We start from the raw sequence: 16,753 nt of genomic DNA, 5'->3' as shown, positions 1-16,753 counted from the left end.
TACAAGCTGCTTAAAAAATTAATAAGCTGACCAACCGTTATCCGCTTCCATAATTACGCCGTTTACATACGAAGATTCATCGGATGCTAGGAACAACGCGATGTTCGCGATTTCGCTTTTAGTACCTGGACGACTCATTAAGCTAACGCCTCTTAGGGCTTGCTCCATTCCATGCTTATCAGGTTGTACTAAGTTGTTCGTAATATTTGTCGGTACTTGTGCAGGTGCAATAGCGTTACAACGAATGTTCATGCTTCCATAATGAGAGGCAACGTTTTTCGTCATCCCTGCAACTGCATGTTTAGAAGCAGTATACGCGAGTCCACCACGTCCACCTGTAACTGCGGAAATAGAAGCCATATTCACAATAACACCTGATTTCTTAGGCTCAAAAATGGCAAGGGCTTTACGTGTCGCACGCATGACACCTGTTGTATTGATTGCCAATACTTTGTCCCAAACATCGTCAGTAATCGTCGCAGCGGAAAACATGTTATCCATAATCCCCGCATTGTTCACAAGGATATCGAGTGTGCCGAACGTTTCGACTGCTGTATCGATCATGCGTTGCACATCTTCCTCCACAGTGACATTCGTTTTCACAGCAAGCGCTTCCCCGCCAGTTGCTTTAATCGATTGGACTGTTTCTTCTGCACCTTCCATATTCATGTCCGCGATGACAACCTTCGCGCCTTCATTTGCGTATAATTCCGCAATTTCACGGCCAATTCCAGAACCTGCACCGGTTATGACCGCGACTTTATTTTCTAATCTTTTCATCAAAATCGCCTCCACTTAATAGATTGGTTATCTTCACTCATTAGTATACGCTTTAACATCTAACTATCAAGCCAAATACTCCTTGTTAGGTATTCATACAAGTAAACAGTGCTCCCACTTGCCAAAATGCGATGCTAACAATATAAATAAAAAATCGCCGATTCTACCTACCGGCGTTCGAGCTAATTGACATACGCTTGTATTCTCAAACAAACCTTTTTCAAAGACACGTTTCTCCAATCAATCCCCAGCGACTTCTACTAACAGGACAAGCCACATATACTTCTATGTACGTAACTACTTTCAGGGGTGATTCCAATGAAAAAACAACTATTGGCAATGGTGATACTGCTACTTTGCTCTTTCTATGTATTTCCTTCGCAATCTGTATTCGCGGCAGCGGCCAGCGAAATGTATGTCAACGCGAAGAGTGATATTCATCTTCGTGAAACAGCCGATCCCAATGCAAAAAAAGTAGGCACTATTAAAAATCATTCAATAGTGACCGTACTCGCTTCTTCAAATGGGTTTTCTTATGTAATAGCCGGGCAAGTCAAAGGATATGTGTATACATCCGCTTTATCGAATAAAATCACAAAACCTTCACCTACTGTTGTTTCAAGAGGATTGGCACCTGTAGATGGCCTAACCCTCACCTACTATCCCTCTTTCCTAGACAGCAAAAGAGAGACGTTTTATGTCGAAAAAGACGATGAATTTACGTATTTATACAACAAGAAAAGTCCACTCTATCCCGACTTATCGAACTTTACGTACATTGAAAACCCATATGGCATGATGATGGGTGTCTCAAGTTCAGATTTCATCTTTATTAACTCACCTTACCCATTAGAACAAGGAACCTATTTCACACAAAGTGATTACTATGATGACGAGTATGTTCTTGTAGAAAGTACTACGAAAACGATTACCGTAAAAGCAGGCACTTTCAGGAATGTCGTAATTCTACGTTTCTGGGATGGCTCCAGGGAGTACCTTGCGAAAGGAATTGGCATCATCAAAAGCACAAATAGTAGCGGCGAAGTTATAACGGAATTAGAATCAGTGAAAGTTAGGAAATAAACATAAAAAAAAGAAATCAGTCATGGATGATCACGACTGATTTCTTTTTTTGCATTTCTATTCCAGTTTGTTGACCGATTTCAATTCAGGACAAATACGTCATAGCAACCCTTCATTCAACACATAGAACTTCCGGGGTCTTCCTTGCAGACCTGATTCCCGATCGTCTTTAACTGTCACAAGGCCATTTTCTTCTGCCTCTTTGAGAATGCGGTTTGCTGAACGGTCACTTATTTGCAACAGACTCGCGAAGTCACTGCTCGTCAATTCTTTCAAATTGACTTGGTCAAAAGCAAGCAGTACCTTATGTATTCGGTCATTTGACATATTCAGCCGTTCTCTCAACGTATCCATAGACACCATTTTTAATAATTGGCGAGCAGGCGTCTCATTATGCTGAGCCCCTGTTAATGGGCCGACTAATTGTTCGTCTTCTAGTAAAATATACGTACTGCTTAATTGATTACTTTCAGAAATCCGACTCGCCCGTTTGGCATTAATTTGCGCTTCTGTGAAATTTCTCCCCGTCCCCCAACCGAGATGAAAGATCGTTGAATCTTCTTTAGACAAATAAGGGAGTAAATCACAAGAAGCAAAGTTATTTGTCATGTTTTCGAGCACTGAACGGTTCGTTGTAATTTCAAAGTAATTTTTACTCGCATCAATAATGAGTTGATTTTTCATATGGTAATTGTACTCAAGCAATTTGGAATGGATGGCGAGAAACTTACTTTCCAGTAAACTTGCATTATCAAATTCGAAAGTCAAATAGCCATAGACAATCTGATTGCTTTTCAAATGATCAATTCGAACAGCGTTGATCATCTCATTTGCCGTTTGTATAATCGTTTCATCTGAAATCTCAAAGTGAAAATAATTGATGCCTTTATTATCGAAATCCTCTAACGTATTCACAAACCGTGTAAACGACCAGTCAATTTTTCCGGACGCATGCAATTTTTCATGGTATTTTATGCTTTCATTATAAATATCGTCCATCGAATATTCTGTTAGGTCTTTCGTGATGATAGGCCGTTTATCCACAGGCAACTCTTCGACAAAACGTTGAATAATCTCGCTCTCCTGATAAAAGTCGATAAACACTCGGGACAAATCAAGATGAGGATGCTCCAATAAAATCTTAAATAATTTCCGATAAAAATCGGCTTCCGACATTTTCATGTAATACGCGGGCTTCGGGTATGTTTCACCATCAGACAAAGCCGTCATATAAGCGAGTTGCCCACTGAAAAAGTAGGCATCCAAATGATCTTTGTTCGCTTGATAGACGGCTTTTAAATCTTCAATTGTTTGATAAGGATAGTAGTGGAAGTTTACTTCATTGTATTCACGTAAAATATGCTGAATCCGGTTTAAGCTGAAATGTGGTAAAAATATACCTATATTCACATAGACTCCTCTATTCTTTTTATGAAAGTTATCATGTACGTACACTACTCTCAGCTTAAAGGACTTTTTTTAATTATTCAATAGATGGAACGAATCATTCAGGCGTTTTTCTGGTTTGGCTTGATCCACTCAGGAATAGGACTGACATACCCCGTCTCCCCAACCGCTTCTTGCAATTCAGTTTTTGCCTGTGCAATCAGCTCTTCATTGTGAAGCATTTTTAATGCACTTAGAGCCAACACTTTCGAAACTTGCAGCATCCCTTTGTGTGCGTAACTCGTCTTCCCTTGCGCCACTAACTGCCAAGTGTGTAAAGGCGTTCCAAATGCAGCTGTCGTCATGACGATTTGTCCAGTTGGCGCAACCCAACTGACGTCGCCCACGTCCGTTGAACCCGGCATAACTTTATCCATCTTCATATAAGGCAGAGGCTTTCGTACAAGCGGTTCGTCCGCGGAAATCTTCATACCATCCATCCCCATTTCCCCGCTTCCCATATCCTCCTTCGTGAACGTCGCCTGAAATTCACGAGCTTGTGCTTGTTCTTCATCGGTAAATGGAATAGGGCCGATGTCCGCCATCGATTCGCCTAAAATTGTATTGATTGTATGATTGGGAATGAAGTTCGAACACGCTTTATCAAAGACGACTTCAACTTCAGTTCCTGTCATTAACGCTGCACCTTCAGCAATTTTCGTCATTCGTTCATATAGCGATTGCGCCTGTTCAATACGAGGAGCACGAATTAACTGCAGTACTTCAGCATTGGACTGGACGACGTTCGGCGAATGCCCACCGCTATCTGTAATCGCATAATGAATGCGCGCACCGTCGATCATATGTTCACGTAAATAGTTCACGCCAACATTCATCAACTCAACCGCATCCAGCGCACTCCGACCTAAATGAGGAGCCGCTGCCGCATGAGCGCTTTTTCCTTTAAACTTAAAGTACGCTTGAATATTGGCTAGTGTACTAAAACTCCAAACGCTGTTCATTGGTGCCGGGTGCCAAGTCAATGCAAGATCTACATCCGTAAACACTCCGTCACGCGCCATAAACGTTTTCCCTGAACCGCCCTCTTCTGCAGGACAGCCATAATACCGCACTCTACCGGGCAGTCCGTTTTGTTCTAAATACGCTTTGACTGCAAACGCAGCACCTAAAGCCCCGACGCCTAACAAATTATGGCCACATCCATGCCCATAATCACCTTTAGCAATCGGTCGTTGTTCTGCCACGCCGCTTTCCTGACTCAAATCGGCGAGTGCATCATACTCCCCTAAAAATGCAATGACGGGGCCTTCCGTTCCAAATTCTCCAACGAAAGCGGTAGGCATCCCCGCTAAATTATGTTGGACGTCAAATCCTTCCTTTTGTAATGCATCCATGATTTTTTGGCTTGACAAGACTTCTTCAAATCGAATTTCCGGGTGATCCCATATAAAATCACTGATTGCTGTTAAATCATTTTTCTTCTCTTCTATATATTGTTCAATCCATCTTTTCAATTCAAACACCCTTTCTCACTTTCCGATCACTTACTGTTGTAACAAATAAAAGAACACTGGCTATTACTGCCACCGAAACATACAACACCATCCCTGCACCTAACCCTTGATTAATCAATAAACCGAAAGATAGTGGGAATAAAACAAAACCAATAATACTATTAAATGAATAAGCAATAGAGTAGTCTGCGAGAACAGGGGATTTCATATCCGAATCCACCATTTTAAGTAATAATAAACCTGTTAAGAACACCCCAGTATTCGTACCTAACAGCACCATACTTCTTTCAAACCAATGATCTTTGAAAAAGAGCTTTGATAAATAATAGCTAGCGGCAATCGTTAATAGTAGACCGCCAATCATAATAGCGGACAGTGGAACAATATACGTGAAGACCGCTTGTATTGGCAAACTCATAATAGCTGCAACGATGGCGAAATCTGCAAAAGTCGATGCGATTTTCGACTTCGTCTTGTTATCTACCACCCAATCAAGCTTGAGCTTCTGCATTGTGCCCCACACAATATACATGAGTATAATTGCATAGGCCCACTCAGGTATGGAATTCAAAACGAGGACATTGTATTTCTTTAATACAAACGTCAATAAGAAGGACAGCCCACTGACACCAAGAATAAGTGACAAGTGAAGAGCAAGCGCATCAATGGAAGCGGAGTTCGTTGACTCTTTCCCTGCAATCTGTTGCTTCTCTAGATCCTTCTGAACACCAGTCCGCATATCTTCTGGTAAGCTTGCATCCCCTGTTAAATATTTCGTGTACCCTTTTCTTGCAGCGATATTAATAAGCAATATCCCCACTAAAATACCACTGATCAGTCCGACAGTTGCAGTTGTTGTCGTGACACCTTGCGCAACTTCCCAATATGGTTGGTTCATCGACTGAAGCATACTTCCAATAACCCCTGCAGTTCCATGGCCACCCGCATACCCCGCGGAAAGTTCTGTCCCAAAAGTCGGATACAAGTCAGCATAATTTGGGAATAATTTAAAAATACCTGCCATGGATAAGCCGAAGAAGTTTTGAACACTCCCAATGATAATCATCAATAACAACATAATTCCGACCGGCTTCATTAATCCTTTCTTTTTGTTACCGCTTTCATCTTTACTACCGAACTTCAACCCAAGTGGAACAGATGCCACAACAGGAACGATCAATAGACCCGGTAATATGGAGGCAATTGATAACCAATCTTGTGGAATCGGTAAAATTGCATATTGTTTCAAAATAATTGGGCCCAATAAAAGCCCTACAAATCCCCCAATGACTGAAGCCGGTAAAAACAGTTTTTGCATCGTTTTAACTTTTGCCCGCACAATTGTACCAATCAGCAAAAACAGACCGATTAAAGCAAATGTAAAAAACAGCATACGAATGACTTGCGAAAGCATCGATGTTTCCATTTCCCATTCCCCCACCCATAAAGGACAGTGTCCTTTAATATTCTTTAATTAGTTTTATAATAGCATTGTTGAGTAAATAGTCAATCACTTTTTAAAATAAATTGATTTCAATTTTAGGAGGACTTTGATATATTGTGATTCCTAATTCTACTGTCTCAAAATCATAGAGATCACTATTAGTTTCATAAATCTCCAAAAAGGGCCAAAAACCCCTTATCTAAATCGATGAAGGATACCATTTAATTAACTTCTAAACAGAAAAAAGAAATCAGTCATGGAAAATCACGACTGATTTCTGCTTTTGTAGATTCGCTATTATAGGTTGTTGTCTAAATTCAATCTGACAATCGTTTCAAAAACCGATTCACTTCATCTTCCGTTGGCATGCCCGTCTGCGCGCCTAATTTAGTAATGGACAACGCCGCGGCAGCATTGGCATAGACAATTGCTTCCTCCACCGATTTTCCACATGCGATGCATACGGCGAATGCAGCATTGAATGTATCTCCAGCTCCAGTTGTATCGATTGCTTGCACAGTAAGTGCGGGATAGTTTTGAAGTTCTCTTTGACGTTCCCCGTAAATGACACCATGTTTTCCATAAGTCATCACTACACTCTTAGAGCCAAGCGCAAACATTTGTTGAAATAGCACACTAAAATCCTGTCCTGCGTTTGAAGTTAGAATAGCCATTTCCGTTTCATTCGGGGTAATAAACGTCACTTTTCGCAACAAGTCTTCAGGCAACGGAACAGCTGGCGCTGGGTTTAAAATAACAGGCACATTTCCCTTATCGGCAATCTCAATAGCAATCGTTACTGCTTCTAGTGGGATTTCCAGCTGCAAAACGACAATGTCTGAAGCGACTATTACTGCTGAAAGGGATTGTATGTATTCTTCTGTAAGATTGGCATTCGCTCCAGGAATCACCGTAATGATATTATCATTTTCAGCTACTTGAATATTTGCTATACCCGAAGAGACAGTAGGGATCGTAAGCACATGTTCAACATTCACTTTCTCTTTTCGCAAGTTGTCTACAATTTGCTGACCAAAGATATCTTCCCCTACACTGCCGATAAACGTTACATCCGCCCCTAATCGGGATGCTGCTACTGCTTGATTTGCTCCTTTGCCGCCGAGAAATTGATGAAATGTATTCCCCAATATCGTTTCACCCGGCGAAGGGAAACGATCCGTTTCTATGACCAAATCAACATTCGCACTGCCAATGACAGTGACTTTCGGTTTTCGTTGCATAAGTTGCAGTCCCTTCTATTATCAAAAATGTACTATACTCAATTCAATCATCCTAATTACAAAGACGAACCACCAATTTTCACTACTCGCATTAGGGAGCATACTACATAACAGAAACGGTTTCACCTGTATTTCCTTGTCAGAAGTCCCACTTTGGTCATAACCCTTAACTAAATAAACGGCAAGCTGATCACTTTACTGCTCTATATAACTAGCATAGTTACATATTAGTTATATTTCTCATGCATCCAATTCATCTTAACCTTTAACGATTCTACGTTATTCCTCTTCCATTTACTGATTGTAAAGAGTTGTGAGACTAATAGACACTCGTAAATTAGTTTGTTCCCCCACTTTAACTGGTATACGATAACAATAGGACTTTATTCAGAAAGAAGGGATCATCCCATGGATTTACGACATTTACAGACCTTTCATATTGTCTCGTCTCATTTGAACTTCACGAAAGCAGCGCAAATTTTAAACTATAGCCAGCCGACTGTCAGTCAACAGATCAAAGCGCTGGAAGCAGAGTTCGGACACACACTGTTGAATCGTGTCGGAAAGAAGATGTATTTAACGCCAGCTGGCCATATTGTGAAACGGCATACAGAAAGCTTATTCGGTAAACTGGACAGCTTAACGCAAGAGCTGAAAAAGCTAGAGAAACCAGCAGGCAGTTTAGTTATCGCCTCTCCTGAGTTTTATTGTGGGCGCTATTTAGCTCATATTATTGGTCCTTACATCAAACTGTATCCAGATGTGAATTTGAAGTTAATTTGCTGTAATAGTGAAGAAACCTTAAAGCTTGTGAGTTCCAACCAAGCGGATATCGGGTTCGTCGCGGGCGATTTAACCCAATCGGGCATTGAACGACGATTAATTGATGAAGAAGAGCTCTTTTTAGTTGCCCATCCGCGCTTATCCATTGAATCTCCCTTGCAGAACATGTTTGATGCACATCCTTTTATCACGTATAGCTTAACAGGCCTAATCCATAATTGTTTGGAAGAAATACAGTGTGTTCCAAAAACGATCGTTGAATGCGGGAGTGAAGAAGCGATCAAACAGGCGGTCTTAGGACAAGCAGGCATTGCGTTGCTCAGCGATCGGATTATTGAAGATGAAATTAAAAATCATGAACTGCAAGTATTGAGTCGATTTTCATACACAATGCCGACGTATTTAATTTCCCCCGAAAACATGAAAGACTTCAGCACTGTCAGCACTTTCACTGATTTAACGATTAAAATGTGGGATACCTTATAAATCCATCTCTCATCATTAAGTTTTCTAATAGTAACCATAGAGAAATCCTATTTCCTCTCCCTCTCCATTTCCTATACAATAAATACACAGAGATGAATATTTATGCATTACGACTTTTAAACTTACAGTATATGGAGAGTGGGCATTTTGAATTCATCATCGACCAATCAGAAAAAAGAAAAAAACGGCATCAACGTCTTCGTGCTTCTATTTTGCCTCATCGTCTTATCGGCAGTCATGACGTATATTATACCTGCCGGACAATTTGAACGGACAGAAATCGATGGGCGGGAAGTCATTCTGCCTGATGAATTTTCATTCGTAGATGGTGAACCTACTGGATTCTTAGATATCTTTAGTAATATTCATTCAGGGATGGCACTAGGTTCTTCTATTATCTTCTTCGTCCTGATCGTAGGGGGTTCATTCGGAATTTTAACAGCAACAGGTGCATTGGATTCATTCATTACGATGTTATCCGTCAAAATGGCACACCGCGGAAAACTTCTAATCCCGGTCTTAATGTTCTTCTTTGCATGTGCAGGCTCTTTAATGGGAATGTCGGACGAAACAATTGTCTATATCGGCATTTTGGCTCCCCTGGCTGTTGCATTACGATTTGATGCAATCACCGGTTTTGCAATCGTCACACTTGGAGCATCTGTTGGATTTTCATCTGCCGTGATGAATCCATTCACGGTCGGAATTGCGCAAGACTTAGCTGGACTTCCTACATTCTCAGGTATTTTCTTCCGTATCGTTTTATTCATCGTTCTGTATATTGTAGCCGTTTGGTATGTATATCGTTATGCAGCTAAAGTGCAAAAAAATCCTTCAATTGGCCTTTACGGCAACTACCCGCCAGGCAAGCAGGATGCACTTGAAAACCTATCTGGCACAATGGCTACTCGTCATAAGCTCGTGCTACTCGTATTTCTATTAAACTTTATCGTCCTTATGTATGGCGTTATTAAATTAGATTGGTATATTACTGAAATTGCAGGATTGTTCCTCATGTTCGGCATCATCATGGGGTTAATCGGGAAACTGTCACCTTCCGAAATTGCGGATAACTTCATTAAAGGAGCAGGGCAGTTAATTGGCGGGGCCTTAATCATTGGCTTTGCCCAGGCGATCTTAGTTACGTTTAAAGACGCACAGTTAATGGACACGATTTTGTACTATACAGCAAGTGCACTCGATTCGCTTCCAGCTACATTCAATGCAGTCGGGATGTTCTTCTTCCAATTAGGCCTAAACTTTTTAGTGCCTTCCGGAAGCGGACAAGCAGCGTTAACAATGCCGATTATGGCGCCACTGTCTGATATGACTGGTGTCACACGTCAAACAGCCGTTCTTGCCTACCAATTAGGTGATAGTATGTCGAATATTATCTTCCCGACGGTCAGTTATTTGATGGCTGGACTCGCAATGGTCGGAATCTCTTGGACGAAATGGGTGAAGTGGGTCTTCCCTTTCATGCTCATTCAAATAACGATTGCAATCATCGCACTCATCATTGCTCAAGTTATTCAATACGGACCGTTTTAATGAAATGAAGGAGGATTTTCATGCACAATCAACCGACAATTGAATCCCTTACGAAACAAGCGATTCAAGATAGAAGACATTTGCATCAGTACCCTGAACTTTCAGGAGAGGAATTTGAAACATGTGAAATGATACGCGAACGTCTGGAACACTTAGGAATTGAAATTCTCGACTATGCACGCCCAAGTATTATCGGTTTCGTCAAAGGGACGAGCGGAGCGAAAACCCTTGCGTTACGCGCAGATATTGACGCACTGCCTATTCAAGAAGAAGGAGACTTGCCTTACGCTTCCACGCGTCCAGGCATCTCCCATATGTGCGGACATGACGGACATACCGCAGTCTTGCTCGCCGTAGCCGAATGGTTGGCTGCTAACAAAGCGAACGTTCAGCCAAACGTCTACCTCATCTTCCAATCAGCAGAGGAAATTAGCCCAAGCGGCGCACAAGCTCTTGTTGCGCAAGGGATTTTAGATACTGTCGATGCGGTATTCGGCCTGCATTTATGGCAAGGTTTGAAAAAAGGGACGTTCGGTTTAACCCATGGTCCGATGATGGCTTCAATCGATGATTTTGAAGTGACGATTACAGGTTCAGGCGGGCATGGTTCTTCCCCACACGAAGCGGTAGATCCCATTTACATCTCAACACATGTCATTCAGGCGTTCCAAAATATTATTAGTCAAAAACTCAACCCGTTAGAGGCTGGCATCATTACAGTCGGAAAAATTGAAGCAGGCAGCACGGCCAACGTCATTCCAACTACCGCTAAGTTAATTGGTACAATCCGAGCACTCACACCAACAGCAGTCACTACTATTAAACAACAAATCGTTCAAATGTCAGAAGGAATTTGCCAGGCGTTCGGTGCGACGGCCGAAGTGGAATTCATTGTCGGCACACCGCCTCTCGTCAATGATGAAACACAAGCTCGTTTCGTTGAACAAGTGCTTGTCGACACATTTGGCGAGGCACGCGTCCAACTCGTAGACCCAACAATGGGCGGAGAAGACTTTGCTTACTACTTAGAGAAAAAGCCCGGTGCCTATTTGTTCGTTGGGATGGAAGGCGAAGTCAGTGCGTACCCTCATCACCATCCGAAGTTCAATATTGATGAAGAAGTGATACCTGACGCCATTCGGGTATTCATTGAAATCCTCAAGCAATTCAAGGAGGATGCGCAATGAAAATCACGAAAATCGACGTGTTCGCAGCACGTCTACCACTTAAAGAGCCGTTCATTATTTCCTATGTTCGATTAGAGGATATGCCGACCATTTTTGTCCGCATCGAAACCGATACAGGCATCATTGGCTGGGGCGAGGCAGTACCTGACCAAAACGTGACGGGTGAGACATGGGAAAGTACCTATCAAGTCATCCATCAAGAACTCGCTCCACTATTGCTGAATGAAAACCCATTTTCGATCGATAAGATTCATCAAAAGTTTACGAAAATGATTTTAGGCGTACCTTCCGCAAAAGCGGCGCTCGATATCGCACTGTATGACATTATGGGAAAAGCAGCGAACGTACCGCTCTACCAACTACTTGGTGGCAGTTCACATGAGGTATTACGCGTCCCTCAAGTGTTGAGCATCAAAACACCGGTTGAAATGGCGAACGATGCACATCGCTATGTTTCGGAAGGCTTCCGTAGCATTAAAATAAAAGTCGGAACCGATGTCGCAACAGATATCGAACGAATCCGCCACGTTCGCCAGGCAATCGGTGACGGCATTCAACTACGCGTCGATGCCAATCAAGGATGGAATCGTTTAGAGACTTTACGCATCATTCGCGAAACAGCCGATTGTCAGGTCGATTGGTTTGAACAACCTGTCATTGCACATGATGTAAAATCACTTGCTGAAATACGTGCCGTCTCCCCTGTCTCCATTATGATCGATGAAGGCGTCAGCAGCACCGTTGATTTGTTGTCCGTCATCGAACATAGAGCAGCCGATTTAGTGAACATCAAACTCATGAAAGCAGGCGGTATTTATCCGGCACTTGCGTTAACAAGCATGGCCGCAGCTGCCGGCATACCGTGTCAACTTGGTTCCATGGTCGAATCGGCGATTGGTACGATGGCAGGTGCCCATCTAGCAAAAGCACAATCCAATATCCATACGAATGAAATGGTCGGCCCATTGAACTTCACAAAAGACGTGGCCTCCATCACATTCAACAAAGACGTCCTACAATTCACCGACCTCCCTGGACTAGGAATCGAAGTCGACGAAGCGTATATCCAGGAAATCACAAAGTTTTCATGCGTCGTACAGTAAAACACGAAACCGGCTACGAGATAACTATCTCCTAGCCGGTTTCATTATGTTTATCTAGCCCCCAACATCCGCTACTAACGCAAAAGTCCATAATCGTCCGCAGAACTCCAAAACGTCCTCGAAAAGTCCAATCCTCTTTATAAAAGTCCATAATTCCGTCTAAAAGTCCATAACAGCCCAAAAAAGTCCAAAATACACTTGTGACCGTCACCAACTCCTCATTAGCCTTTCGCCAACGACTTCTCCTCAACCCTGTTCTTCATCCACGGCTTAGACATCCACCGTCTCAACGCAAAGAGTCCACGAATCCACTCATCACAACCTTGCGCGATCCAAATCCCAAGCAAACCGAATCCAAGCACGATTCCGAAAATGTAGCTAAACACAACCGCCACGCCCCACATGCAAATAATCCCGATAACAACAGGAAAACGAACATCACCAACCGATTTCAATGAGCCCATTAATACAATGTTCATCGCGCGTCCTGGTTCAATAAAGACAATTGCCCACAGAACAGGAAGTCCAATTGCAATAATGCCCGGTTGGCTTGTAAACGCAGCTAATACCGGTTCCCCTATGAGGGCGATCGTGAGCGAGACTGTTAATGAAACAAACATGGAAATCCTTAACGTCTTCAGTCCACGTTGCAACGTCCGATCATAATCCCTCGCTCCAATATAACGCGCAATTAGAATCTGCGTCCCTTGTCCAATCGCCATCGTGAATAAAAAACAAAGCATCGAGATATTCAGTATATACACACGCGCTGCCAATGCCTCATCCCCAATCATGGCGACAAACCCTGTAATGACAATTTGTGAAAGTTGATACGAAATATTTTCTCCAGCAGACGGAACTCCGATATGAAAAATAGCCTTAATGTCTGCTTTATGAACGGCAAAAGCATCTTTAAGCGTGAACTTAAATCCTAATATTTTATAAACAAAATAAAGAAGAGCAACAATCAAGAACGCCCTTGCGACAATGATGGAATACGAAACACCAACGACCCCTGTTATCGGCAAACCCAACCATCCTTTAATCGCAATAAAGTACCCAGTCGCACTAATTACATTCATCATAAGCGTCATATACATCGCTTCTTTTGTATGACCATAACTTCGTAAAATCGCACTTAACGCCAAAGAAACAGCTTCAAGGATTAATGAAAAACTAGTGATCGTCAGAAACGTAAGCGCAAAGTCATAAATTTCCCCGCTCAGCCCATACAAACGTAAAAACACATCCCCAAATAACACAACAACGACAGTCATCACGACGCCAACCCACATATTGATCCCTACTGCTGATCGCGCAAGTTGACGGGCGCGTTCCAACTTGCCGCCACCTAAATTCTGCCCAATCAGAATCATTGCCCCAATAACGGTCACATTAAAAATCAGAATAAAAATATTCAAAATCTGATTCGCAACCCCGACACCCGCAACCGCCTTATCTGAATAGCCGCTTAAAATGAGCGTCGCAATAATCCCCACACTCATATGCAACGAAATCTCAATAAAAAGCGGCCACGTAATACTGAACAACGATTGGTTCTGATAATCTTTCTTTTCGTTATGCACTGCCTAACCTTCTTTACCATAGAGTATGGAATTCAGTTTACGTGAATCGCCGTCGTAATGGAATAGACAATTTAGCTGACTTAGGAAAAAGCTTGTTTTTTATTAATCGCGTCATAGAAATACCAACATCATGCATATAAATCCCGTGAAATCCTAATGCGCTGACACCTGACCTATCCCCTTCAAACACAAAAGTCCATACCTCCCTGGAAAAGTCCAAAATCGACTGCAGAAGTCCATAACTGAATGGAAAAGTCCAAAATCAACCGTAAAAGTCCAAAACTTCCCCGAAAAGTCCATAAAAAAGCCGATCACGCAATCTTTCCTGCGTAATCGGCCTGTTAACTAGTTAATGTTTGTGTTACTCACTGTTTTGATTGCGTTGCGAATGGGCTTTATTGCGATGCCATTTGTTTTGATTGTGTTGCGACGGAGTTAAATTGTGTTACGTACCAGTTTCATTGCGTTACAAGCAAGAATCTACTATATTATGGAACATGAAGCGGTATTGTTTGAAAAACTGGCATTCGTATAATTAATCTATTGTCAAAGCTAAAAATCACTTCTCCTATGGAGCCGTCAGCATACGCGACAAGTCTGTACTACAATATGAAAAGCCTACATGCCGCTCGTACAGTAACTTCATTTCAACTCATTTGTCTCTCGAATAATCTGTCGCAGCCACTCTCTATCAACATTCCCTTCAATAGAATGTAAGGCAGATTGATATAAAGCGATATTCTCCATGTTCGCTTCCTTATAACCCGCTTCGCGTAACAACTCCAGTGTAATACGCGTAAAGTCTCTGCTGCTAAGCAATCCATCCAGTCGATTCTCCATAATCTCCTGTTTAAGACTCCGCATCTTCTCTATATTTAACATTTCAAGGATTGACGTAATGATACTCGCCTTTGTCAGTCCATTGATTTCCCTCATAAAACCAAGAGCGAACGTAGAAATGACTACTACGTAGATCGAGAGTAAAATGATAAAATAAACGATTTCTTTCTCCTCAAGCGACACAATCATCGGTAAAATCACCGGGAAGATCAGTGCAATCCATGAAACGCCGGGTTTGAAGATAGATACAAACGTTTTTTTATGTTTCTCCTTATCGCTATGAAATTGCAAGTATTCTTCAATGACACTTCTCTCTTTCTCTGACTTCAAATCAAAATACATTTCCTCGTTGACTCTATCTATGAAATCCGCAGCAAACTGCTCTTCCAAGTAATTAACATCGTTGTACTTCCTTTTAATGAATGAATTAATCCAAATACTAACGACTATGCAACTAGCGACATAAAGTATTAAGGCAATATAGGCATACGACGATTTCCAAACAACACTCAACATAATATAGAAAACCCCGAAAATGCCAGTAAGAATCACAAAGTAATTAATCTTCTTATCCATTTTCCAATATGTATTAATCCTGTTCGTCACACCAAACACCGATTTGTAGATTTTGATAAATTCATTTATATAATCAGTTTGCATTCTCACAACTCCATGAAATTGTTTCCATAAGTATACCAAATTGTACAGGTCGCTGTGGGTAGAGATCCAATTAATGATTGCTATATAAAGGTAGCCGTGAGAGGAAAATCCGCCCGATCTGCACCCCTACTCGTCTAAACAAGTAGATAGAACAGAAGAAAACAAAAGCCCTTTACCAGCCAATTGGTAAAAGAGCTTTTGTTTTACTTTGTGATAAGACTGAGAAATTCCAATCATTCTTGCTTGTCTTGTTAGTGGCAAAGCACAGTTTTCACAGCTTGTTCATCAATTACATCCAACAAGCTCTTCGACTACTTTCCTGTAAGCTTCGTTCAAATCCTGTTGATGTTCCGCTTTTTCTTGCGATGTGATTGACGGATCCATATCTATTTTTCCTTTACAGTCTTCCAGAATAACTGACAGCTCTGTAGAACGGGCAACCGCCCAATTGGACATAAGTGAATTCTTCAATACATTTATGTAGTACTCTTCTCTTTCATTTTGCATAATCAAGCTCCTCATCGTGTTTGTCAGTAAAATTCGCCATAAAAAAAACATCCGCCTAGGTCTACCTAGAGGATGTATATGTGGGAAGCCACGACGAACTAAACGGGTCGTCAAGACATTGAAAACGCTGTATGTCGGTTCGATGTAAGTTCCATCGAATCCATCCATCAGTTGTCCTGTTACCGTTTTGTCGTACGACGGCCTGTGAACGTTTTTCATTCATAGCCGCACATGACACCTCCTATCCGCGTAGGGTAATGGTGTGTACTCGATCTAGGCAGGTCTCCTGGCTCGTCTTCAGCATGCGGTTCTCCTTCCCATCTCCATTGAAGGAAACAGTGGCAATGAATCGCACTCCAACTCACAGTTGCGGGACAGCACCGGTTTTTCACCGATTTCCCTTTTAAGCGTTTGTAATAAAAACAAACGCACCTATCTCTAACACGTTATTCAGTTACCTAGTAAGTATAGCACTCTTTCAACTGCCGGAGCAGAAAATGGCGAGTCAGGCGGGTGACTATGAAGCCAGATTTTGTTCGATTTGAAGCCTTACGAATCGCAAACAGCCCCTCAACCAACTA

The 16,753-nt window shown here is 42.0% G+C and carries 13 protein-coding genes and 1 riboswitch; of the genes, 5 read left to right on the top strand and 8 right to left on the bottom strand.

From position 1 onward, the window contains the following. Positions 1-18: 18 nt before the first annotated feature. Complete coding sequence (locus QWT69_RS03290) at positions 19-780, bottom strand: glucose 1-dehydrogenase (RefSeq protein WP_317968942.1); 762 nt, start codon at positions 778-780, stop codon at positions 19-21. Between the two features lie 318 nt (positions 781-1,098). Between QWT69_RS03290 and QWT69_RS03285 the strand changes: the two genes are divergently transcribed. Further along, the gene (locus QWT69_RS03285; RefSeq protein WP_317968940.1) at positions 1,099-1,863 is read left to right on the top strand and encodes an SH3 domain-containing protein; all 765 of its coding nucleotides are present in this window, start codon (positions 1,099-1,101) and stop codon (positions 1,861-1,863) included. A gap of 99 nt (positions 1,864-1,962) precedes the next feature. On the opposite strand, the gene QWT69_RS03280 is transcribed toward QWT69_RS03285, so the two are convergent. The 4 genes from QWT69_RS03280 to rbsK all read right to left on the bottom strand — a co-directional run bounded on the left by QWT69_RS03280 (position 1,963) and on the right by rbsK (position 7,469). Next, positions 1,963-3,273, bottom strand: a complete 1,311-nt coding sequence (locus QWT69_RS03280; RefSeq protein ID WP_317968938.1) for a hypothetical protein — start codon at positions 3,271-3,273, stop codon at positions 1,963-1,965. A 98-nt stretch (positions 3,274-3,371) separates the two neighbouring features. Continuing rightward, positions 3,372-4,784 carry a M20 family metallopeptidase gene (locus tag QWT69_RS03275; RefSeq protein ID WP_431312312.1) on the bottom strand — a complete coding sequence of 471 codons (1,413 nt, stop codon included), beginning with the start codon at positions 4,782-4,784 and terminating at the stop codon, positions 3,372-3,374. 1 nt (position 4,785) lies between these two features. After that, a complete protein-coding gene (locus QWT69_RS03270; protein ID WP_317968934.1) occupies positions 4,786-6,210 on the bottom strand; it encodes a sodium/glutamate symporter in 1,425 nt (474 codons plus the stop codon). Between the two features lie 335 nt (positions 6,211-6,545). Next, entirely contained in the window at positions 6,546-7,469 is a 924-nt protein-coding gene (rbsK, locus tag QWT69_RS03265) for a ribokinase (RefSeq protein WP_317968932.1), read from the bottom strand. A gap of 408 nt (positions 7,470-7,877) precedes the next feature. Between rbsK and QWT69_RS03260 the strand changes: the two genes are divergently transcribed. The 4 genes from QWT69_RS03260 to QWT69_RS03245 all read left to right on the top strand — a co-directional run bounded on the left by QWT69_RS03260 (position 7,878) and on the right by QWT69_RS03245 (position 12,579). Continuing rightward, positions 7,878-8,738: a LysR family transcriptional regulator gene (locus QWT69_RS03260; protein WP_317968930.1), complete on the top strand. Its 861-nt coding sequence runs from the start codon at positions 7,878-7,880 to the stop codon at positions 8,736-8,738. Between the two features lie 147 nt (positions 8,739-8,885). Next, on the top strand, positions 8,886-10,289 hold the full coding sequence (locus QWT69_RS03255) for a YfcC family protein (RefSeq protein ID WP_317968928.1): 1,404 nt from the start codon (positions 8,886-8,888) through the stop codon (positions 10,287-10,289). Between the two features lie 20 nt (positions 10,290-10,309). After that, the gene (locus QWT69_RS03250) at positions 10,310-11,476 is read left to right on the top strand and encodes a M20 metallopeptidase family protein (RefSeq protein WP_317968926.1); all 1,167 of its coding nucleotides are present in this window, start codon (positions 10,310-10,312) and stop codon (positions 11,474-11,476) included. Further along, positions 11,473-12,579 (top strand): mandelate racemase/muconate lactonizing enzyme family protein, encoded by a 1,107-nt coding sequence (locus QWT69_RS03245; protein ID WP_317968924.1) that lies wholly within the window; start codon positions 11,473-11,475, stop codon positions 12,577-12,579. Before QWT69_RS03250 ends, QWT69_RS03245 begins: the two co-directional genes overlap by 4 nt. Before the next feature lie 221 nt (positions 12,580-12,800). Here QWT69_RS03245 and QWT69_RS03240 read toward each other — a convergent pair whose 3' ends face one another. The 3 genes from QWT69_RS03240 to QWT69_RS03230 form a co-directional block, all read right to left on the bottom strand. After that, positions 12,801-14,165 carry an MATE family efflux transporter gene (locus QWT69_RS03240; protein WP_317968922.1) on the bottom strand — a complete coding sequence of 455 codons (1,365 nt, stop codon included), beginning with the start codon at positions 14,163-14,165 and terminating at the stop codon, positions 12,801-12,803. Positions 14,166-14,807: 642 nt separating this feature from the next. Further along, positions 14,808-15,665 (bottom strand): DEAD/DEAH box helicase family protein, encoded by an 858-nt coding sequence (locus QWT69_RS03235; protein ID WP_317968920.1) that lies wholly within the window; start codon positions 15,663-15,665, stop codon positions 14,808-14,810. Between the two features lie 285 nt (positions 15,666-15,950). Further along, entirely contained in the window at positions 15,951-16,172 is a 222-nt protein-coding gene (locus QWT69_RS03230) for a hypothetical protein (RefSeq protein ID WP_317968918.1), read from the bottom strand. Between the two features lie 259 nt (positions 16,173-16,431). Further along, positions 16,432-16,623: riboswitch (cobalamin riboswitch) on the bottom strand. Between the last annotated feature and the right edge of the window lie 130 nt (positions 16,624-16,753).

Origin of the sequence: Sporosarcina oncorhynchi (assembly GCF_033304615.1) — a bacterium.
Lineage (GTDB): Bacteria > Bacillota > Bacilli > Bacillales_A > Planococcaceae > Sporosarcina > Sporosarcina oncorhynchi.
Note: the sequence above shows the minus strand (reverse complement) of the source record. Positions and strands in the feature narration are given on the sequence as shown.